Raw genomic sequence first — 17,720 nt, 5'->3', positions numbered from 1 at the left:
GATTCACCATGCACGTACTGGTTTGCGAAGACGACGAGCTGATTGCCAGCGGCATCGTTGCCGGCCTCACCGCCCAGGGCCTGACCGTCGAGCACGTCAACACCGCGTCCAAGGCGCGGGCGATGCTCAAGGTCGCCGAATTCGATGTGATGGTGCTCGATCTCGGCCTGCCGGACGAAGATGGCCTCAAGTTGCTGCAACAGTTGCGGCAGAGCGGCCTGGAAATCCCGGTTCTCATCCTCACTGCCCGTGACTCGGTGACCGATCGTGTCGATGGTCTGCAGGCCGGCGCCGACGACTATCTGCTCAAGCCTTTCGACCTGCGCGAACTGTTCGCTCGCCTGCAAACCCTGCTGCGCCGCGTGGCCGGGCGCAGTGTCAATCTGATTGAGCACGGCGCGCTGACCTACGACCCGAGCAGCCGCGAAACCCGTCTGGCCGGGCAACCGGTGGACCTGTCGCGCCGTGAGCAGTCGCTGTTGCAGGCGCTGCTGCACAATCGCGGCCGGGTGCTGTCCACCGAGCAACTGAAGGACAGCGTCTACGGCTTTAACGACGAACTGGAAAGCAACGCGCTGAACGTGCATATCCATCATCTGCGCAGCAAGCTTGGCAAAGGCATCGTTGAAACCGTGCGCGGTCTGGGCTATCGCCTCGGGCCTGCCGATGGCGCAGAGCAAGGCAAATGATGAGTCTGCGCCTGCGCCTGAGCCTGACGCTTGGCGCGGCGTTCGCGCTGATCTGGGCGTTGGCGGCGGCGTGGATGCTCAGCGATCTGCGCAATCAGATGATGTTTTCCCTCGACCAGCGCCTGGTTGCCTCAGCGCGCATGGTCGCCGGTTTGCTCGAGCAATTGCCGACGCTGCCAAGCAAGGGCGAGGGCACCCACTTCAGTGCTGAACAGTTGAACATTCCCGGCGGCATGGCCTGTCAGGTCAGCTCATTGCGCGGCGAGATACTCGCGCGAAGCCATAACAACCCCGAGCAAGCGCTGGAAGCCGAGAAAATGGGCTTCCACGATCAGATGATCGACGGCGCACCGTGGCGCAGCTTCACCCTGGCCCGCGGCGATGTGCGCATCACTACGGCGGATCGGCAGATCGAGCGCGAAGCCTTGAACATGTCGATTCTGCTCGCTGCTTCGGTGCCGGTCGGTGTGGCCTTGCTGGGTTGCCTGTGCCTGCTGTGGCTGGGCATCGGTCAGGGCCTGGCGCCGCTCAATCGTCTGCGCGAGGCGCTGATGCGGCGCAATGCCGACTCTCTTGAACCATTGCAGTTGCAGGCGTTTCCCAGCGAATTGAAGCCGTTGCTGGAAACTCAGAATCAGTTGTTTCAACGCATCGGCAAGACCATCGAACGTGAACGTCGTCTGACCGGCGACGCCGCGCATGAACTGCGCAGTCCGCTGACGGCGATCAAGACCCACCTGCAAGTGGCGCGCATGACCGACGGCAGCGCCCGCGATCAGTCGCTCGCGCGCGCCGAGGAGGGCGCCGATCGCTTGCATCGCACCCTTGAGCAATTGCTGTTGCTGGCGCGGGTCGAAGGCAGTCTGTCGTTTGATGACGGCTCGCAATGCAGCGCCGAACAAGTGGCCAGACTGGCGATCCAGGACGCCACTGGCGGTGAACGGCTGCGGATCAAACTGCACGTGCCTGACGATCTGTCCGCCGCGCCTCTGCAAATGCCTGCCGTGCTGGCGATTGCTGCATTGCGCAACCTGCTCGACAACGCCCTGCGCCACACGTCAGAAGATTGTGCGGTCGAGGTTAGCCTGGAGAGCATCGGCAATCGTGTGCGTTTTGTCGTGCGCGACCATGGCCCGGGCATTGCGCCGGATGACTTGCAACATCTGACCCAGCGCTTCTGGCGCAACGGGCAGAGCACCGGCTGCGGGCTGGGGCTGGCGATTGTTCAGGCGATCGTTCAGCGCTGTGATTGTGCCCTGCATTTCGACAGCCGCCCGGATGGCCTGCGGGTCGAACTGACCATGCCGTTGCAAGCCCTCTGATCTCACCTCAGATCCCCTGTGGGAGCGAGCCTGCTCGCGAATGCGGTAAGTCATTCAACATCGACGTTGACTGGCCTGACGCTCTCGCGAGCAGGCTCGCTCCCACAAATGATCACGTTCTTCCACATCAAATGTAACTTCTCGGCGTTCGCTATTCGCCAGGGGCGGGGCTAAGGTCAACGCAGCTTTGACTCAAAGGATTGAGGGAACTGCGCCATGGAAGCACCCGTCTGCGTTCGTTCGGCCACTCTGGCCGACACCGGCATCATCAACCGTATTGTCGAGCGCTCGATCCGTATCGGATGTGCACTCGATCACCGCAACCATCCACTTCTGGTCAGCGACTGGCTCAACCGCTCCTCCGCCGATTTCATCAGTAGCCGGCTCGCCGACCCACACTTTTATCTCTGTATCGCTTCGTTCGAAGACAAACCGGTCGGTGTCGGCATGGCCCGGGTCAGTGGCGAAATCCAGCTGTGTTACGTCCAGCCGGAATCCTTTCGCCGGGGCGTCGGCAGGGCGCTGATGCACAATCTCGAGGGCTGGTTGCGCATTCGTGGTGTGCAGCATGTTCACCTCAACAGCACCCGCACCGCCGAGGCGTTCTATCGGCACCTGGGTTACCAACAGGCAGCGCCACCCGGCCTCTCCACCGGCGTGCAGACCGTGCCGCTGCACAAACCTTTGTCCTCACCGGCCTGACAACTCGATCAAGGGTGTAAATCCGCACCGCGCTGAAGCGTTTCCAGAACAGGAAAACCTGCAAGTGCGCCCCGCGACCGGAACGCGCACCTGTCGGTGTGCTGTTCTGGTCACTATCCATAGCGAATTGAGGGGTCGAGAGATGTCAGTCGCCACCAGTCTTATCGAAGCGTCGTCGGCCCGGGTCGCCTCGGCGCCGGCAGAAACGTTATACGAATTCAACGAATCCCCGTTACTGGCGCGCCAGAGTCGTCAGGAGTCCAACGCGCGCAGCTATCCTCGGCGTATTCCGCTGGCGCTCAAGCGTGCCAAGGGCCTGTATGTCGAGGATGTCGAAGGGCGTACCTTCATCGACTGCCTGGCTGGGGCCGGCACGTTGGCGCTGGGGCATAACCATCCGGTGGTAATCGAGGCGATCCAGCAAGTGCTCGCCGATGAGTTGCCGCTGCACACCCTCGACCTGACCACGCCGGTCAAGGATCAATTCGTCCAGGATCTGTTCGGACTGCTGCCGACGGAGCTGGCGGCGCAGGCGAAAATCCAGTTCTGCGGCCCGACCGGCACCGACGCCGTGGAAGCAGCGCTGAAACTGGTGCGCACGGCCACTGGCCGCAGTACTGTGCTGTCATTTTCCGGCGGTTATCACGGCATGAGTCAGGGTGCGTTGAGCCTGATGGGCAGCCTGGGGCCGAAAAAACCACTGGGTGCCTTGCTCAGCAATGGCGTGCAGTTCATGCCGTTCCCCTACGACTACCGTTGCCCGTTCGGCCTCGGCGGCGCGGCGGGCGTCAACGCCAATCTGAGTTATCTGGAAAGCCTGCTCAACGATCCCGAGGCTGGCGTGCAATTGCCGGCGGCGGTGATCGTCGAAGCGGTGCAGGGCGAGGGCGGGGTGATTCCGGCCGATATCGAGTGGTTGCGTGGCTTGCGCCGAATTACCGAAAGGGCCGGGGTGGCGCTGATCGTTGATGAGATCCAGAGCGGGTTCGCCCGCACCGGCAAGATGTTTGCCTTTGAACATGCGGGCATCGTTCCGGATGTGGTGGTGTTGTCCAAAGCCATCGGTGGCAGCCTGCCCTTGGCGGTGGTGGTGTACCGCGACTGGCTCGACACTTGGCAACCGGGCGCCCATGCCGGCACGTTCCGTGGCAATCAGATGGCCATGGCCGCCGGTTCAGCGGTGATGCGTTATCTGGTAGAGCACAAGGTCTGTGAACACGCCGCTGCCATGGGTGATCGGCTCAGCGAACATCTGCACATCCTGCAACGCGACTTCCCGCAACTGGGCGATATCCGTGGTCGAGGCCTGATGCTCGGCGTCGAACTGGTCGACCCGAACGGCGCGCCCGATGCGCTCGGTCATCCGCCAGCATTTGCGCGTCTGGCGCCGTTGGTGCAACGCGAATGTCTCAAGCGCGGGCTGATTCTGGAACTCGGCGGCCGCCATGGCGCGGTGGTGCGCTTCCTGCCGCCGCTGGTGATCACTGCCGCGGAAATCGATCGGGTGGCCGAGATCTTCAGACGCGCATTGGCCGCTGCCGCCGCCACGCTGTAAATTTTTCGGCGCGGCGAACGTTCTTTCTACATACCCCGGCTGCATCCGTTGTGCAGCCGACCTTACAACGATGGAGAACCAGCATGACGTCAGTATTCGACCGCGAGGACATCCTCTTTCAGGTCGTGGTCAACCACGAAGAGCAATACTCGATCTGGCCCGATTACAAAGCCGTGCCGGAAGGCTGGCGCACCGTGGGCAAGAGCGGCCTGAAAAAGGAGTGCCTGGCCTATATCGAAGAAGTCTGGACCGACATGCGCCCGTTGAGCCTGCGCCAGAAGATGGATGCGCAAGTCGCGGCCCAATAAGCGACCGGGCATAAAAAACCCGCTGGACCAGTGAGGGTCAGCGGGTTTTTTCATGTCTGGAGAGTGACGTTGTGGGTGCGGGCCTCTTCGCGAGCAGGCTCGCTCCCACAGGGGATCGCATTTCAACTGTGGGAGCGAGCCTGCTCGCGAAGAACGATTACGCGGACTTACTGAAACTACGCTCCGCTCAACCCCTTGAGCAACAAATCCACATTCCCCTCCAGCTCCGCCAGCGGATCCGCCGCGTCGGTACTCAACACCACCAGACGGCTGCCGGATTCAGCAATCGCCGCTTTCACCGGCTCCGCTGGCTGGCGATGGTGCAGCACCACCGCCACGTCATTGTCCTTGAGCGTCGCTGTCAGCTTCTTCAATTCATCTGGCGTCCACTCGGCATCAGGCCGTGCGTCCTGTCCAGCCAGTTCAAGGTTGAGGCTGCCAATCAGATAGCCGAAGTGATCGCTCAGGCTCATCACACTCAGGTTGTCCGCCTCGGCCAGACGCCCTTCGGTGTCTGCGCTGAGTTTCAGCAGACGCTGTTTCAACGCCGCCAGGTTGGCTTCGATCGCAGGTTTGGCGCTCGGTGCCAGGCGCACGAGGTCCGCGGCCATCACATCGGCCATGCGCCCCATATTGTTGCTCGCCAGCCATGGCTGACTGTTCAGGCCATCAACCAGCAGGCCCGGTTGCACGGCAATGCCGGGCAGCGCGCCGTCGACCGGGCGCGCAGCGTCGACTTCGACGATACGAATATTGCTGCGCCGCGCGATCGGGTACAGCGGGTCATCTGCCCACAATGAGCGCAGACCGATCACCGCGTCCGCGTCGGTGGCCAGTTTGCTCAGCGCCGGAGCGCCACGGCCGGTGAAGTACGCAGTCTGGCGGCTGCCGGGCAGGTTGGCCGGTGCTGCGCGTTCGAGGTTGACGTCGGTACCCTTGAGCAATGCTTCGCCCAATCCATAGGTGATCGGCAACGAGGCCAGGACGCGCAAGGGTTTCGCGCTTTCAGCCGCCAGCAGCGGGGTGCAGACCATGCCACACAGGGCCATGGCCAGAGTCAGGTTACGCAGTGAAAAAGCCATTTATCCAAGATTCCCTTTCAGGCTGGGGACGACGCCGCGCGCGATGGCGGCGAGGGCAAAAGCGATGCCGGCGACCAGAATGATCGCGGCGCCGGACGGGATCGGCAGGTCGAAGACGATCGGCGCGAGAATCCCGCACAGCGTACTGACGGTAGCGATCAGCACCGAACACCAGAAAAAACCTTTGAGCGACTGGCTAAGCAAGCGCGCCGCTGCCGCCGGAATCACCAGCAAGGCACCGACCAGAATCGCGCCAATCACCTTCACGGCGGCGACGGTGATCAGGGTCACCAGAATCACGAACAGGTAATCCAGGGTCTTGACCGCTACGCCACGCACCGCCGCCAGTTGCGGATTGAAACTGGCGAGCATGATGCGGTTGTACAGCGGCAGGGCGAGGGCCATGACCAGCGAACCGACGATCGCCAGCACCGCCAGATCATTGCCGTTGACGGTCAATACCGAACCGAACAACACGTTTTCCAGAATGTGCACGTTGATCTTGCCGGCGAGAATCAGCAGCAGGCTCGCGCCCAGTGCCAGCGACACCGAGAGAAACACACCGATCAGCGTATCCGGCGCCAGCCCGGTGCGGTTGCGCAGGTAATTGAGCAGGATGCCGAACAGCAGGCAGTAGCCGAACAGGCTGCCGTACGGGCCGGTGTAGGGTTCGCCGAGCAGAATGCCGATGGCGACACCGGTCAACGCGGCATGGCCGACTGCTTCGGAAAAGAATGCAAAGCGCTTGACCACCACCAGCGTGCCGAGCCCGCCCAGCACCGGGCCGATCAGCAGGCCGGCGAGCAGGGCGTTGACGACAAAACCGTAGGCCAGCGCTTCCGGCAGATAACCGGAAGACGCCCAACCCTGGACCATCAAACGAAAGGCTTCGTAACTCATCAGACCGCGCTCCGTGGATGGGTGGAAAACAGCGTCAGCAGACGCTCCGGAGTCAGTGCCTGTTGCGGTGTGGCATCGAACAGCACGCGGCGGTTGAGACCGGTGACCCGATCGGCCAGCCGACCCACCGCTTCCAGATCATGCTCGATCCACAGCACGGTGATGCCCGCCGCGCGCCAGTCAGTGAGCAGACGTTCGAACACCTGGATCCCGGCCTCATCGAGGGCCGACATCGGCTCGTCGAGCACCAGCAATTGCGGTGCCGGGATCAAGCCCTGCGCGAGCAGTACCCGCTGCCGCTCACCACCGGACAGCGCGCCCATGCGCCGCTTGCGCTTGTCCTGCATGCCGACCCGTGCCAGCGCCTCGCCGATGGCACCGGCGTAGTGTTTGCTCAAACCGAGAAAGGCCGGACGGCGTTGACACATGGCGGCCATGAAATCGTCGACGGTCATCGGCAAGCCGCGATCGAACTCCAGCGCCTGCGGGACGTAACCAATGGTACCGGGCTCGCCGGGCCAGTGCAGGCTGAGCTGGCCCTGATGCGGCATCTGCCCGAGCAGGGTCTTGATCAGCGAACTTTTACCACCGCCATTGGGGCCGACCAGCGCATGCACGCTGCCGGGCTGCACCTGGAAGCTGACCTTGTCGAGAATCGTCGTGCGGCCCAAGGTCAGGCTGATATCCGCAAACTCCAGCGTCGGCCCGGTTATCCCCTGTGGGAGCGAGCCTGCTCGCGAATGCGGTGTGTCATTCAACGAAGATGTTGCCTGATCCGGCGCCTTCGCGAGCAGGCTCGCTCCCACCGGGTTATTGGTGTTGTCAGGGATCAGGGTTTCTTTCGACGTCATGCCCCTGACTCCTGAATCGCCCGAACCACGGTGTTGAGGTTGCCGGTCATTTCCTTTTCGTACTTGTCGGCGGTGTATTCGCCGTAGGAAATGTGCGACAGCGGGTACAGCTTCACCCCGGATTCGCGCTGGATGGTGTCGACGTAGCTGGACGGGAAATCCATTTCCGAGAAAATCACTTTCACGTCGAGCTCGCGCAGCTGGTCGATGGTCTTTTTCAGCTGACTTGGGCTTGGCTCGATGCCGTGGGCGGGCTCGACCACGGCCGTCACTTCCAGACCGAATTCACGCAACAGATAGTCGTAAGCCGCATGCACCGTGGCCACGCGCAGTTCTGCGTTCGGTGCCTGGGTCAGTTTGGCCAAAGCGTCGGCGCGCATCTGCCGCAGGCGTTTGCCATAGGCACGCGCGTTCTGGGTGTAGGTCTTGGCGTTGTCCGGATCGATCTTGCCCAGCTCGCGGGCGATGTTGTTGACCTGGGCGATGGAGGCGCTTATCGACAGGAACGTGTGCGGATTGACCACTTTGCCAGCGCCGCGCGCAGCGACACCGGTGGCCGCCAGCAACGGCACATTCTCGTTGGCTTCGATGGTTTTGACATTGGGCGTTTCGCTGGCGGCGATCATCCGGTCGGCGAAGTCGTCATGGCCGACGCCATTGAGCACGATCACGTCCAGCCCGCTGATGCGCTTGATGTCTTCAGCTCGAGGCTCGTAGGCGTGCGGATTGAAGCCCGCAGGAATCAGCGGCACCACTTCGGCCTTGTCGCCGACGATGTTGGCGACGTAGCTGTAATACGGATGCAGAGTGATGCCTATGCGCAGGCGTTTGCCTTGCTCGGCGCTGGCCAGTGGGCTCAACAGGCAGGCGCACAGGCCAAGCAGAAACAGGCGTAACAATGGACGGCGAGGAGATGAAATGGACATGGGCAAGCAGTCTTCTCTCGGATAAAGGCGAGGAATCAATGGCGATGTTCGCGGGTAACCCCGGCATCGAATTGCGCGACGATCTGTTTCCAGCCAGCGGCGGACAGCGCCGCGTCGGACAGATCCTCCGCAGGCGCGAGGTCGGCGCTGCGGTTCAGCCAGATGTCCGGCGCCGCGTTGGCGTCAGTGCCGACACGCATCAAAAACGAACCGGCGACATCAGGCGTCGCACTCCGACCGAAATAGGCACGATCGGCGAGCATCTGCCATGCATGACCGCCACGGCTGACTGAACTGGCATCCTGCGCGAACGGCGCGAAACCTTCTTCGGCGAGCATTTGTGGTGTCGGCAGGGCTTTTTGCTCTTCGCGCAACAAGCGGATTTCGTCGAGGGTCACGCGCAGGTCGGCATAGATGCCTTGCTCGGCGGCGCTGAGATCGCGGCGGGCGTCGTACTGGTTGCTGGCGACCGGCTCCGGTTCATGGGAAACCCCGCGCCACGCCACCACCGAGCCGGCGACCGCGAGGATCAGCAGGCACAACAGCAGCACGTTGAGGGTTTCATGACCGGCGCCGGCCGGGCGTACCACTTGCGTCGTCGGGCTACTCATGGGGCTTCGATATCCGCCTGGTCGATTTCCACAACGTGGCCGGGGCCAGCGTCGAACAGCACATAGAACTCGCTGCCGGGCTTCTTGAACGTCAGGGTCGAGTCTTCGCCCAGTTTGCCCGGCACCAGGATGGTTTCGTCGTAGCCGATCACGTCGAGCGTCACCCCCGGCGCGCCGCTGCCATCGGAGAAACCGCCGGTGCATTTGATCTGTTCGGCATCGATGGCTTTGCATTCGCACATCGGATTGTGCGCCAGGGCGCTGGCACTGAACCCGGCGCTCAGCACCAGCAGTGCGGCACCAGCCAGCAGGCGGGGGTGGAAGGGTGAGCGAGTCATGGTTTGGCTCCTTGTTTGTTCAGCCACGCAACCGTGGCGGGGGAGGCTTGGCTCAGGGGAATCGCGGCTTGGTGCATGCTGCCGTCCCAGCCTTCCATGGTGATCCACAGCTCGGCGTCAGGTTTGGTCTTTGCCGGGATCGGCATCTGCGTGCCCATGCGGTAAGGGGTACCGAAGAAGATCGTGCCGGCGGCACGCAGGCTGCGCGGCTTGCCGATGCGCAGGTAAGTGGCCTTGACCTGTTCGACACAGCTGTCGCAGACGGCGGCAGTGAAATCCTTCATGTAGCCGGCCGGGCCGCTCAGGTGCGGCGCCTCTTCGCGTAACTCGGCCAGACGCAGGCTCCACGGGCCAACCTGAACGGTGCCTATTTCACGCTGGCCCAGGCCGCTGTCGCCGCGAAACAGCGAAGCATCGGCAAAGTATTTCGGCATGAAGCCCAGCGGGATCAGCAACAGCAGAACGTTGATATGGAAGCGCCACTTGTGCCAGAAACGCGACAGGCGCGACGGCGGTGTGATCGAGATGGCTTTGTTCACAGGCTGGCCTCCGAAGGTTCACGGCGCAGCGCCGGTTGGGCGGTGACGCGGTTTTTCTTGTCCTCGCGTTTCAGCGCATTGGCGGTGGCCAACGCGGTGCGCTTGGTCCAGATCAGCAGGCCGCTGAGGATCATCATGCTCAGCAACAGACCGAAGAAGAACCAGATCAACTTGATCCAGATTCCACCGAAGTCACCGGTGTGCAGCGGGCGCATGGATTCGGTGACGAATTCCAGCGAGGACCGATCGGACAGCAAGCGTGAGGAAGCCATTTCGCCGTTGTACGGGTTGAGAGTCGCGGTCTGATACATCAGCGGATACCAGCCACGGCCGCTGACGCTCATGTGCGAGTAGGCATTGCCCGGCAGGTTGACGTAACTGGCCTCCAGCCCCGGAATCTTCTGCTGGGCGATTTCTATTGCGCGATCCAGGCTGATGCGCGGCGGCGGGGTGCCGGCTGCCGAGATCGGCACACTTTCGCGGGACATCGCCGGGATGATCGGCTCGCTGGAAATGGAAATCTGGTTATCGAACAGGATCGCTTTGATCAGGAACCAGATGCCGGTGATGGAAATCACCGCGATGAACCAGATCGACCAGATGCCGCACAGGCGATGGAAGTCGCCCCAGAAGATCCGCGCACCATGGCGTACACGCAGGGTCGGGCGCAAAAAACCTTTCCAGAAGCGCTTGTAGACCACCAGCCCGGTAATCAGCGACACCAGCATCGGCACGCCGAGCAATGACACCAGGTACCAGCCCCAGCTGTAGCCGTTGGTGAACGGCACCAGCCACCAGCCGTGCAGGGCGCGGGTGAACGCCTTGAAATCGAAGGCCGGCGCGGTGCCCTGAATGACTCCGGTGTACGGATTGACATAGACCGTCAACGAGCGCCCGTCGGGGTAGCTGACTTCGACGTCGAGGGCAAAGTGCGACTCGTCCGGACGATTGATGCTCTGCACCAGGGTTTGCGGCTCGGCCTGTTTGATCGCGGCGAGGATCTGGTCGTAGCTCAGTCGCGGCGCGTCGTCCGACGGCTGACTGGCGCGCATTTGCGGGTTGGCCAGCCAGACAATCTCCTGGCTGACCACCGCCAGCGTGCCGGTGACACAGACGATCAGCACAAAGAACCAGATCGGCAACGCCAGCCAGCTATGCACCAGGAACCACAGTTTGGAACGGGATTTCTTCGACATGATTGCGCGTCTTGATTGCGGTGGAAGGGGCCGGGCTACGGGCTTCGCAGCACGGAACTCCCCGGGAGACCGTTCGTGGCTTTTGCCTACGCGAACGGCCTGCATTCCTATAAGACGGATGAGCGAAGAAAATCCCGAAAGCGGATATGAAAGTAAATGTTTCGCAATTACATCGGCAGTGTATTTCTGCCGGTTGATCCGAGGTAAAAAACCCTCAACCTTGGTTAAACATCTCCATCGCCCGCTGGCGAATCTGCTCTTCGCTCAGATCCTCTTTGTGCGTGGCGAGAAACCACAGATGGCCGAACGGATCTCTGAGCGTGCCGCTGCGATCACCATAAAACTGGTCTTTGACCTCGGAGACGCTTTGCGCCCCGGCATCCAGCGCTTGTTGAAAGGACTGGTCGACATCGGTGACATACAGGTGCAAGCCGATCGACACCGCCTGCTGCGGATTGCTCAACGGCCCCTGATCACAAGGGGTGCCAAGCATGATCGCGCTGTCGCCGATGCGCAGTTCGGCGTGGCCGATATTGCCGTCGGGCATGGTCAGGCGCATGACTTCGCTGGCATTGAAGGCTTTCTTGTAGAACTCGATGGCCTCGGCAGCCTGTTGGATGCCGAGATACGGGGTAATGCTGTGATACCCCTCGGGAATGGGTTTGACGCTCATGACGTTCTCCCTGTTTTTGTTTTCAACAGATGTGGTTACACCGGACTTACCCGGAGCAATCACTATAGAACCGTCCTTACTGCACAGATTTTCCGCCGACGAGCAGCAATCATCATTCATCGCGAAAGTGCGGGCCTGGGCCTCGGTCACCGAGCATGTCGCCTTTATTGCGTAACGGACACGCTTCCATGGACAGACAGCCGCAGCCGATGCACCCGGTGAGCTGATCGCGCATCAGCGTCAATTGCCTGATTCGTTCGTCGAGCTCGCGCTGCCATTGTTCAGACAGCATTTTCCAGTCCGCCGCCGATGGCGCGCGATCCTGCGGCAGGATCTTCAGCGCTTCGCCGATTTCCGCCAGCGGTATTCCCAGCCGTTGCGCGACTTTGATCAACGCCACCCGGCGCAGGACGGCGCGCGGATAGCGGCGCTGGTTGCCGGCATTGCGTTCACTCTTGATCAAACCTTTGGCTTCATAAAAGTGCAGCGCCGTGACCGCGACGCCACTGCGCGCCGCAACCTCACCCACGGTGAGAGGCTTGTGCACCTGGTCTTTGCTGATCATGCTGAAAATGCTCTTGACCTTGACTTAACTAGAGGTTTTACCCTGCAGCTCTTCGGGTCGCAAGGCTCGCTTCAACATGAGTGGGGGCTTTCCATGAGCAATCGCAGCTTTACCCAATTGATCGAATTCGAAATCGAACCCCGTCAGCAAGCGGCGCTGGTCTCGGCTCTGGCCACGCAGACCGAGGGTCTGGCTCTGCGTTACGACGGATTTCTCAGCGCCAGCGTGCAAGCCAGCGCCGACGGCCGCCGCGTGTTGAGCTTTTTGCAGTGGCAAAGTCGTGAAGCGGGCGATGCGGCATTTCGCGGTTTCGAACGCGGCGAAGAGGATTTCTGGCAGTTGATCCGTACGCATCGGGCGAAAACCGTGACCTTCAACTCGTTCCAGGTGCACAGCAGCATTGCCCGCAGCCACGACGACGCGCTGCACTGCCGTCTGCCGGTCAGCCAGTATTAGTGCCAACTTGATAGCCACTATTGAGAGCGTTGATTTCTGCGCGAGCGTGCCCGGGCGTAGCCTTTCTCCATCGACCCCACATTGCTCGCCAGGACGCTCCCATGAACCGTTTACTGACTGTTTCGCTGATGCTCGCTGTTTCCGTACTCGCCGGTTGTGCTGGCCATGTTTCGCCAGAGCTGCGTCCTTACACCGCTGAAGAATCCCGCGAGCTGGCGCTGGAGGCCCTGAACCGCAGCGGCTTGTCGTTCGACGAATACCACGCCAAAAAAGCCCAATTGCTCGGCCAGCCGCAGAAGACTTTCGGCTTCGATCAGCAGGGTGAGATGAGCGCCGAACGTGCCATACAGCTGCACGGCCGTCCAAGCTGACAGCAAACTGTACTGCTTGAAGTTTTCCCTAACTGTCCGTGGGTTTGCCGGGCCGTGTGGGATAGGGTCAACAGCTGAATGACCCTGGATGGACTGCCTCGATGAACCTCTCGCTTGATCTGCTGTTGGCCTTTGCCCTGTTTGCGCTTGTCACCTCGATCACACCGGGGCCGAACAACACCATGTTGCTGGCGTCCGGAGTGAATTTCGGTTTCAACCGCACCATTCCACACATGCTCGGCATCAGCTGCGGCTTCTTCCTGTTGGTGGTAGCGGTAGGCTTCGGCCTTGGCGCGGTGTTTCAGGCCTACCCGATTCTGTATACGGTGCTGCGTTATGTCGGCGCGGCGTATTTGTTGTATCTGGCGTGGAAAATCGCCCACTCCGGCCCGGTCGGCGACAGTGCCCACGGCGAGGCGAAACCGATCAGCTATCTGGGCGCCGCAGCGTTCCAGTGGGTCAATCCCAAAGCGTGGATCATGGCAATCGGTGCCATCAGCACGTACACGCCGATGCAGGGTTATTTCTATAACGTCGTGATCATCGCGGCGGTGTTCGCCATCATCAATCTGCCCAGTGTCGGCCTGTGGGCGGCGTGCGGCACGCTGTTGCGCAATGTGCTGAAAGATCCGCGCTGGTTGCGCGTGTTCAATTGGGGCATGGCAGCGCTGTTGGTGATCTCGCTGTATCCGTTACTTCTGGAAAGCTTTCACTGACGCATTGCTTCAATCGCCGGCCCGATGCCTGTTAAGCTCGGTTTCAGGAGCGTTCCTACGCACTTTTAAATGAAGCCCTACTTCTTTAACGGCATCCGATCAGGTATTGATGACGCTCTCGAACCCATGCACAGCCCACGAGGCTGTGCATTGTCGTTTGCAGACACGAGCCTCCTGATCCCGGAACACGCTCTGCGAGTCCTTTATGAACACACGTCCGTTGTATTTCGATTACGCCGCCACCACTCCGGTGGACGAGCGGGTCATCCAGGTGATGATCGAATGTCTGGGTTTTCACGGTAACTTCGGTAACCCGGCGTCCAGCTCCCACGCTTTCGGCCAGCAGGCCCGGCAGACGGTCGAGCAGGCGCGTCGGCAAGTAGCCGATCTGGTCGGCGCGCAGCCTGAGCAGATTGTCTGGACCTCCGGTGCCACCGAGTCCAACAACCTCGCCCTCAAAGGCGTCTCCCAGTGCCCGTGGCATTTCCGGCGGGCACATCATTACCAGTCAGATCGAACACAAGGCCATTCTCGACACCGCGCGGCAATTGCAGGACTCAGGCATTGCCGTGACCTATCTGGTGCCGGACGCCCAAGGCTTGATCACGCCGCAAGCGGTCAGCGAAGCGATGCGTGATGACACCTTTCTGGTCTCGCTGATGCTGGTCAACAACGAGTTGGGCACGGTCAACGATGTCGAGGCGATTGGCGAGGTGGTGCGCAGTCGGCAGGCGTTGTTTCATGTGGATGCGGCGCAAGGCGCGGGCAAAGTCGCGATCAATCTGAGCCGCTGGCCGGTGGATCTGATGTCGTTTTCCGCACACAAACTCTACGGCCCCAAAGGCATCGGCGCTTTGTATGTCGGCCCGCAGGCGCAGCAACGCTTGCAGGCGCAGATTCACGGTGGTGGTCATGAAGGTGGCCTGCGCTCCGGGACCCTGGCGACTCATCAGATTGCCGGTATGGGCGCCGCATTCGCGCTGGCCGCCGACGCATTCGATGAAGAGAAAAAATCCATCATCGCTTTGCGCGAACGCTTGCTCGAACAGCTTTTGAAGTTGCCAGGCGTGCGCCTCAATGGCAGTGCCTCGCAACGTATTCCGCACACCCTGAGCCTGACCTTCAGCGAGGGCGAGTTCAACAGCGCCGCATTGAGCCATTCGATCGCGTTTTCCGCGACGTCGGCGTGTAATTCCGCAAGCAATGCGCCGTCCCACGTGCTGCTCGCGCTCGGGCACGATGCGCGGCTGGCGGGGCGCACCATTCGCTTGAGCCTCGGGCGGTTTACCAAAGTCGAGGATGTCGACAAGGCCGTTGACCTGATCACAACCGCCTGCGCCAGTGCTCCGGCATTCTGGGCGACAGGGCTCTAAACAGCAGACGCTTTCCATGGCCGCGAAGGCTACGAACAATAACGATGACGCGATTAGCAGGAGACATGATGAGTTCCCACACCTTGACCGAAGGATCGGTGCCTCAGCGCCTGGCGCATACCCGTGAACTGATGCGCCGCGAAGGCATCCATGCGCTGCTGGTGCCGTCCGCCGACCCGCATCTTTCGGAATACCTGCCGGGTTACTGGCAGGGCCGGCAATGGCTGTCGGGTTTCCACGGTTCGGTCGGTACGCTGATCGTCACCGCTGATTTCGCCGGTGTGTGGGCCGACAGTCGTTACTGGGAACAGGCGACGAAAGAGCTCAACGGCAGCGGCATCGAACTGGTCAAACTGCAACCGGGGCAGCCGAGCCCGCTGGACTGGCTGGCCGAACAAACCCCTGAGGGCGGCGTGGTTGCGGTCGACGGCGCGGTAATGGCAGTGGCTTCGGCGCGCACACTGAGCAGCAAGCTCGAGGCACGCGGCGCTCGCCTGCGCACCGATATCGACCTGTTGCAGGAAGTCTGGCGTGATCGCCCGAGCCTGCCGAACGCGCCGATCTATCAGCATCTGCCGCCGCAAGCGACTATCAGCCGCGGCGAGAAGCTGGCGAAATTGCGCGAAACCTTGCAAGAACGTGGTGCCGACTGGCACTTCATCGCCACCCTGGATGACATCGCTTGGCTGTTCAACCTGCGCGGCGGAGATGTCTCCTTCAATCCTGTGTTTGTTTCGTTCGCTTTGATCAATCAGCAACAGGCCACGCTGTTTGTGGCGCTGAGCAAGGTCGATGCCGATCTGCGTGCCGTGCTCGAACAGGATGGCGTAACGCTACGTGATTACAGCGAAGTGGCCGATGCATTGCGGTCTGTGCCGAGTGGCGCGAGCCTGCTGGTCGATCCGGCGCGAGTGACCACGGGGTTGCTGGATAACCTCGAAAGTGGCGTGAAACTGGTCGAGGGCCTCAACCCGACTACGTTGGCCAAATCGCAGAAAAGCGAAGCCGACGCTCAGCACATCCGCAAAGCGATGGAGCAGGATGGCGCGGCGTTGTGCGAATTCTTTGCCTGGCTGGAATCGGCGTGGGGGCGCGAGCGCATCACCGAACTGACCATCGACGAGAAACTTACCGCTGCCCGTGAACGTCGTCCCGATTACGTTTCGCTGAGCTTCAACACGATTGCCGCGTTCAACGCCAATGGCGCGATGCCGCACTATCACGCTACCGAAGAAGAGCATGCGGTGATCGAGGGCGATGGTCTGTTGCTCATCGATTCCGGTGGCCAATACCTCGGCGGTACCACTGACATCACGCGGATGGTCCCGATGGGCACGCCGACGCAAGAACAGAAGCAGGATTGCACCCGCGTGTTGAAAGGCGTGATTGCGCTGTCGCGGGCACGATTCCCGAAAGGCATTCTGTCGCCGCTGCTAGACGCCATCGCTCGTGCGCCGATCTGGGCTGACAACGTCGACTACGGCCACGGCACCGGTCACGGCGTGGGCTATTTCCTCAACGTTCACGAAGGTCCGCAGGTAATTGCTTATCAGGCGGCACCGGCACCGCAAACGGCAATGCAGCCGGGGATGATCACCTCGATCGAACCCGGCACTTATCGCCCGGGCCGCTGGGGTGTGCGCATCGAAAACCTGGCGATGAACCGTGAGGCCGGCAGCAGCGAATTCGGCGACTTCCTCAAGTTCGAAACCCTGACGCTGTGCCCGATCGATACCCGCTGCCTGATTGCTGACCTGCTGACCCACGAAGAAAAGCAGTGGCTGAACGACTACCACCGCGAAGTGCGTGAGCGACTGAGTCCATTGCTGGATGGCGCGGCGTTGAGCTGGTTGAACGAGCGCACTGTGGCCATTTGATCGATTTACCCAAGGCGCCGCTCGCGGTGCCTTGGGGCTCGGCTTCAATCCTGGCGCAATGCCTCTTCCACGAAGTCGAGTCGATCCTGACCGAAGAACAACTGATCGCCGATAAACATGCTGGGGGCACCGAAAACGCCGCGCCTGATGGCGGCTTCGGTGTTTTCCTTGAGTGCGGCTTTTACTGATTCATCGTTGGTCAGCGCGATTATCTCTTGGGGGTCGAAGCCGTTTTCAGTCAGCACGGCGGCAATGGTTTGCGGATCGTTGAGGTTACGACCTTCTACCCAAAGCGCCCTGAACAGGCAATCGACGAACTCCGCGAAACGCTGCGGCTGGTGCATCTGCATGCCAGTGACGGCACGCATCAATATCAGTGTGTTGATTGGAAAGTGCGGATTGAATCTGAGCTGTACGCCGTAGCGTTTGGCGAAGCGATCGAGGTCCTGAAACATGTAGCGGCCCTTGGCCGGAATCACTGCCGGAGAAGCGTTGCCGGTGGCTTTGAACACACCTCCCAACAGCATCGGGATGTAGATCAGTTCACTTTGGGTATCGGCGCAGATTTGCGGTAGCTGGGTGTGCGCCAGGTAGGTGGTGGGGCTGCCGAGGTCGAAATAGAATTCCACAGTTTTCGTCATGATCAAATTGCTCTCTTATTGTTGTAATG

20 protein-coding genes and 1 pseudogene are annotated in these 17,720 nt (G+C 61.2%); 10 read left to right on the top strand and 11 right to left on the bottom strand.

All coding sequences use genetic code 11. The annotated features are described in order from the left end of the window. The first annotated feature begins 8 nt into the window (after positions 1 to 8). The 5 genes from AB4O12_RS12845 to AB4O12_RS12825 all read left to right on the top strand — a co-directional run bounded on the left by AB4O12_RS12845 (position 9) and on the right by AB4O12_RS12825 (position 4,576). Positions 9 to 689, top strand: coding sequence for a response regulator (locus AB4O12_RS12845; RefSeq protein WP_039759813.1), 681 nt, complete (start codon positions 9 to 11; stop codon positions 687 to 689). Next, complete coding sequence (locus tag AB4O12_RS12840) at positions 686 to 2,011, top strand: ATP-binding protein (RefSeq protein ID WP_095182170.1); 1,326 nt, start codon at positions 686 to 688, stop codon at positions 2,009 to 2,011. Before AB4O12_RS12845 ends, AB4O12_RS12840 begins: the two co-directional genes overlap by 4 nt. 216 nt (positions 2,012 to 2,227) lie before the next feature. Next, on the top strand, positions 2,228 to 2,713 hold the full coding sequence (locus AB4O12_RS12835; RefSeq protein ID WP_460062227.1) for a GNAT family N-acetyltransferase: 486 nt from the start codon (positions 2,228 to 2,230) through the stop codon (positions 2,711 to 2,713). 142 nt (positions 2,714 to 2,855) lie between these two features. Then, entirely contained in the window at positions 2,856 to 4,268 is a 1,413-nt protein-coding gene (locus tag AB4O12_RS12830; protein WP_460062224.1) for a diaminobutyrate--2-oxoglutarate transaminase, read from the top strand. 83 nt (positions 4,269 to 4,351) lie between these two features. Continuing rightward, positions 4,352 to 4,576, top strand: a complete 225-nt coding sequence (locus tag AB4O12_RS12825) for an MbtH family protein (protein WP_041478467.1) — start codon at positions 4,352 to 4,354, stop codon at positions 4,574 to 4,576. Between the two features lie 176 nt (positions 4,577 to 4,752). Here the strand turns inward: AB4O12_RS12825 and AB4O12_RS12820 are convergent, their stop codons facing one another. The 10 genes from AB4O12_RS12820 to soxR form a co-directional block, all read right to left on the bottom strand. Further along, a complete protein-coding gene (locus AB4O12_RS12820) occupies positions 4,753 to 5,658 on the bottom strand; it encodes a metal ABC transporter substrate-binding protein (protein ID WP_460062222.1) in 906 nt (301 codons plus the stop codon). Further along, positions 5,659 to 6,558, bottom strand: a complete 900-nt coding sequence (locus AB4O12_RS12815) for a metal ABC transporter permease (protein ID WP_007917717.1) — start codon at positions 6,556 to 6,558, stop codon at positions 5,659 to 5,661. After that, the gene (locus AB4O12_RS12810; RefSeq protein WP_460062220.1) at positions 6,558 to 7,409 is read right to left on the bottom strand and encodes a metal ABC transporter ATP-binding protein; all 852 of its coding nucleotides are present in this window, start codon (positions 7,407 to 7,409) and stop codon (positions 6,558 to 6,560) included. The genes AB4O12_RS12815 and AB4O12_RS12810 overlap by 1 nt, the downstream gene beginning before the upstream one ends. Beyond that, positions 7,406 to 8,335 carry a metal ABC transporter substrate-binding protein gene (locus AB4O12_RS12805; RefSeq protein WP_056788579.1) on the bottom strand — a complete coding sequence of 310 codons (930 nt, stop codon included), beginning with the start codon at positions 8,333 to 8,335 and terminating at the stop codon, positions 7,406 to 7,408. The genes AB4O12_RS12810 and AB4O12_RS12805 overlap by 4 nt, the downstream gene beginning before the upstream one ends. Positions 8,336 to 8,370: 35 nt before the next feature. After that, the gene (locus tag AB4O12_RS12800) at positions 8,371 to 8,946 is read right to left on the bottom strand and encodes a DUF6162 family protein (protein ID WP_252884608.1); all 576 of its coding nucleotides are present in this window, start codon (positions 8,944 to 8,946) and stop codon (positions 8,371 to 8,373) included. Next, a complete protein-coding gene (locus AB4O12_RS12795) occupies positions 8,943 to 9,284 on the bottom strand; it encodes a hypothetical protein (RefSeq protein ID WP_056788584.1) in 342 nt (113 codons plus the stop codon). Before AB4O12_RS12795 ends, AB4O12_RS12800 begins: the two co-directional genes overlap by 4 nt. Beyond that, positions 9,281 to 9,823, bottom strand: a complete 543-nt coding sequence (locus tag AB4O12_RS12790; RefSeq protein ID WP_252868020.1) for a thiamine pyrophosphate-binding protein — start codon at positions 9,821 to 9,823, stop codon at positions 9,281 to 9,283. The genes AB4O12_RS12795 and AB4O12_RS12790 overlap by 4 nt, the downstream gene beginning before the upstream one ends. After that, the gene (locus tag AB4O12_RS12785; RefSeq protein ID WP_016770800.1) at positions 9,820 to 11,019 is read right to left on the bottom strand and encodes a PepSY-associated TM helix domain-containing protein; all 1,200 of its coding nucleotides are present in this window, start codon (positions 11,017 to 11,019) and stop codon (positions 9,820 to 9,822) included. Before AB4O12_RS12785 ends, AB4O12_RS12790 begins: the two co-directional genes overlap by 4 nt. A 214-nt stretch (positions 11,020 to 11,233) precedes the next feature. Further along, positions 11,234 to 11,692, bottom strand: a complete 459-nt coding sequence (locus AB4O12_RS12780; protein WP_056788589.1) for a VOC family protein — start codon at positions 11,690 to 11,692, stop codon at positions 11,234 to 11,236. 112 nt (positions 11,693 to 11,804) lie between these two features. Then, positions 11,805 to 12,257, bottom strand: coding sequence for a redox-sensitive transcriptional activator SoxR (gene soxR / locus AB4O12_RS12775; protein ID WP_056788635.1), 453 nt, complete (start codon positions 12,255 to 12,257; stop codon positions 11,805 to 11,807). Positions 12,258 to 12,350: 93 nt separating this feature from the next. On the opposite strand from soxR, the gene AB4O12_RS12770 reads away from it, so the two are divergent. From AB4O12_RS12770 to AB4O12_RS12750, 5 genes and pseudogenes are all read left to right on the top strand, one after another. After that, positions 12,351 to 12,713: an antibiotic biosynthesis monooxygenase gene (locus AB4O12_RS12770; RefSeq protein WP_460062215.1), complete on the top strand. Its 363-nt coding sequence runs from the start codon at positions 12,351 to 12,353 to the stop codon at positions 12,711 to 12,713. Positions 12,714 to 12,814: 101 nt separating this feature from the next. Further along, on the top strand, positions 12,815 to 13,084 hold the full coding sequence (locus tag AB4O12_RS12765) for a hypothetical protein (protein ID WP_016770723.1): 270 nt from the start codon (positions 12,815 to 12,817) through the stop codon (positions 13,082 to 13,084). A gap of 101 nt (positions 13,085 to 13,185) precedes the next feature. Then, positions 13,186 to 13,800 (top strand): LysE family translocator, encoded by a 615-nt coding sequence (locus AB4O12_RS12760; RefSeq protein WP_076563682.1) that lies wholly within the window; start codon positions 13,186 to 13,188, stop codon positions 13,798 to 13,800. Between the two features lie 205 nt (positions 13,801 to 14,005). Next, positions 14,006 to 15,173: pseudogene (locus AB4O12_RS12755) on the top strand (aminotransferase class V-fold PLP-dependent enzyme). A 68-nt stretch (positions 15,174 to 15,241) separates the two neighbouring features. Further along, positions 15,242 to 17,050, top strand: coding sequence for an aminopeptidase P family protein (locus AB4O12_RS12750; RefSeq protein ID WP_460062212.1), 1,809 nt, complete (start codon positions 15,242 to 15,244; stop codon positions 17,048 to 17,050). 44 nt (positions 17,051 to 17,094) lie between these two features. Here AB4O12_RS12750 and AB4O12_RS12745 read toward each other — a convergent pair whose 3' ends face one another. Next, a complete protein-coding gene (locus AB4O12_RS12745; RefSeq protein ID WP_252882420.1) occupies positions 17,095 to 17,691 on the bottom strand; it encodes a 2-hydroxychromene-2-carboxylate isomerase in 597 nt (198 codons plus the stop codon). Positions 17,692 to 17,720 lie beyond the last annotated feature (29 nt).

Source organism: Pseudomonas sp. S2_A05, from assembly GCF_054668485.1.
This window is presented reverse-complemented; position numbering and strand designations above follow the sequence as displayed.

Coding starts and splice junctions, on each gene's coding strand:
- AB4O12_RS12805 (WP_056788579.1), bottom strand. CDS start 8,335: ATGTCCATTTCATCTCCTCGCCGTCCATTGTTACGCCTGTTTCTGCTT.
- AB4O12_RS12780 (WP_056788589.1), bottom strand. CDS start 11,692: ATGAGCGTCAAACCCATTCCCGAGGGGTATCACAGCATTACCCCGTAT.
- AB4O12_RS12835 (WP_460062227.1), top strand. CDS start 2,228: ATGGAAGCACCCGTCTGCGTTCGTTCGGCCACTCTGGCCGACACCGGC.
- AB4O12_RS12825 (WP_041478467.1), top strand. CDS start 4,352: ATGACGTCAGTATTCGACCGCGAGGACATCCTCTTTCAGGTCGTGGTC.
- AB4O12_RS12845 (WP_039759813.1), top strand. CDS start 9: ATGCACGTACTGGTTTGCGAAGACGACGAGCTGATTGCCAGCGGCATC.
- soxR (WP_056788635.1), bottom strand. CDS start 12,257: ATGATCAGCAAAGACCAGGTGCACAAGCCTCTCACCGTGGGTGAGGTT.
- AB4O12_RS12840 (WP_095182170.1), top strand. CDS start 686: ATGATGAGTCTGCGCCTGCGCCTGAGCCTGACGCTTGGCGCGGCGTTC.
- AB4O12_RS12800 (WP_252884608.1), bottom strand. CDS start 8,946: ATGAGTAGCCCGACGACGCAAGTGGTACGCCCGGCCGGCGCCGGTCAT.
- AB4O12_RS12745 (WP_252882420.1), bottom strand. CDS start 17,691: ATGACGAAAACTGTGGAATTCTATTTCGACCTCGGCAGCCCCACCACC.
- AB4O12_RS12770 (WP_460062215.1), top strand. CDS start 12,351: ATGAGCAATCGCAGCTTTACCCAATTGATCGAATTCGAAATCGAACCC.
- AB4O12_RS12750 (WP_460062212.1), top strand. CDS start 15,242: ATGAGTTCCCACACCTTGACCGAAGGATCGGTGCCTCAGCGCCTGGCG.
- AB4O12_RS12785 (WP_016770800.1), bottom strand. CDS start 11,019: ATGTCGAAGAAATCCCGTTCCAAACTGTGGTTCCTGGTGCATAGCTGG.
- AB4O12_RS12820 (WP_460062222.1), bottom strand. CDS start 5,658: ATGGCTTTTTCACTGCGTAACCTGACTCTGGCCATGGCCCTGTGTGGC.
- AB4O12_RS12760 (WP_076563682.1), top strand. CDS start 13,186: ATGAACCTCTCGCTTGATCTGCTGTTGGCCTTTGCCCTGTTTGCGCTT.
- AB4O12_RS12830 (WP_460062224.1), top strand. CDS start 2,856: ATGTCAGTCGCCACCAGTCTTATCGAAGCGTCGTCGGCCCGGGTCGCC.
- AB4O12_RS12795 (WP_056788584.1), bottom strand. CDS start 9,284: ATGACTCGCTCACCCTTCCACCCCCGCCTGCTGGCTGGTGCCGCACTG.
- AB4O12_RS12815 (WP_007917717.1), bottom strand. CDS start 6,558: ATGAGTTACGAAGCCTTTCGTTTGATGGTCCAGGGTTGGGCGTCTTCC.
- AB4O12_RS12765 (WP_016770723.1), top strand. CDS start 12,815: ATGAACCGTTTACTGACTGTTTCGCTGATGCTCGCTGTTTCCGTACTC.
- AB4O12_RS12810 (WP_460062220.1), bottom strand. CDS start 7,409: ATGACGTCGAAAGAAACCCTGATCCCTGACAACACCAATAACCCGGTG.